Here is a 1,533-nt window from a genome sequence, read left to right as displayed (position 1 = left end):
CACCCTCGAAATGCATCTCCTTGATCCGCTGCGTGTCGTAGGCGGTGAGGCCGGCGAAGACCAGCACGCCGATCGCCGAGATGGCGAAGGCGAGCGCCGACGACTGCAGGAAGATGTTGATCAGCATCGCGATCAGCAGGCCGATCACGCCCATGATCAGGAACGAGCCGAACGCCGACAGGTCACGCCTGGTCGTGTAGCCGTAGAGCGACAGACCGCCGAAGGCCGCGGCCGTGGCGAAGAAGGTCTGGGTGATGCTGGTGCCGGTGTAGACGAGGAAGATCGTCGACAGCGACAGGCCGACAAGGCCGGCATAGACCCAGAACGTGGTCTGCGCCGCCGCCACGCTCATCGACTGGATGCGAAACGACAGGAACATCACGGCGGCGAGCGGCGCCAGGATGACGACCCAGCGGAACGCGCTGGCGTAAATGAGCTGGCCGAAACCGGTCAGTTGGCCGTCGCCGGTGACGGCGAGGTGGAAGGCGCCCCAGGCGGCAAGGCCGGTAATGAGCAGGCCAAGCCCCATGAGGTTGTAGACTTTGATCATATAGGCGCGCAGGCCCTGATCGATATCGACGCGCGCGCCGGAGGCGGCGCCCGTCTGGTAGTTGCGAATGGGATCAGCCATTGGAAATCCTCTGTTGCTTCTGCCCCGTCCGGTGACAGGTCCGCTTGGATTGATCCCTGGACCAGGCGCCGCTGGCGGGACTCCAGCATGCCTGTTGCGAAATATGATGGTTCTTGACGTCAAGAACAAGACGGTAACGGGTCGTAACGCTTTGTGAGAGTGCGAAAGGCCGGTTTTTGGGCCTTCCGGCGGGCATTCTTACAGAGATTTAATCGGGCCGGGACTTGGAGCCGCGCTCGGTTAGAGGTTGCGCAGCACCGGCGCCGCCTTATGGCCGAGCACCCGCCAGGTGCCGGCAAGGCCGATGCCGACGGTGACCGTCAGCGAGACCAGGATCGTCGCCACCGCCACCTCCGGCATGAAATGCGACGGCAGCGTCATGATATGCGCGACCACGAACCAGGCGGCGATACCGCCGGCGGCCAGCGCGAACAGCGCTGTCGCAAGGCCGATCAGCACATATTCGAGCGAGAAGGCGGCAATCAGCGTCCGCCGCGTCGCGCCAAGCGTCTTCAGCACCACGGCGTCATGGATGCGCGCCCGGTTGCCGGCGGCCAAGGCGCCCGAGAGCACCAGCACCGAGGCGATCAGCGCGACGCCGGCGGCGGCGCGGATCGCCGTCCCCAGTTGCGCGACCAGCCGGTTGACGATGTCGAGCGCGTCCTTAACGCGCACCGTCGTCACCGCCGGGAAGGCGCGGGTGACGGCGTTGAGCAGCCTTGCGTCGTCGGCCGTGGAGGCTTGTTTGTCGGTCAGCGTCGCCAGCCAGCCATGCGGCGCCCCGGCAAAGGCGTTGGGCGAGAACACCATGACGAAGTTGATGCCCATCGTCTCCCACTGCACCTGGCGAAAATTGGCGATCTTCGCCGTGACGTTGCGCCCCAGCACATTGACGGTGACGC

At 65.2% G+C, this 1,533-nt stretch carries 2 protein-coding genes; both read right to left on the bottom strand.

Going from position 1 to position 1,533, the window contains the following annotated elements; translation table 11 throughout:
• On the bottom strand, positions 1–631 hold a 631-nt coding region (locus EOA24_RS37575; RefSeq protein WP_133374898.1), incomplete at its 3' end, for a Bax inhibitor-1/YccA family protein.
• Positions 632–871: 240 nt separating this feature from the next.
• Positions 872–1,533: FtsX-like permease family protein (locus EOA24_RS37570; protein ID WP_127410797.1), on the bottom strand; the 662-nt coding region annotated here is incomplete at its 5' end.

It is taken from the genome of Mesorhizobium sp. M2A.F.Ca.ET.039.01.1.1, from assembly GCF_003998035.1.
GTDB lineage: Bacteria > Pseudomonadota > Alphaproteobacteria > Rhizobiales > Rhizobiaceae > Mesorhizobium.
Note: the sequence above shows the minus strand (reverse complement) of the source record. Positions and strands in the feature narration are given on the sequence as shown.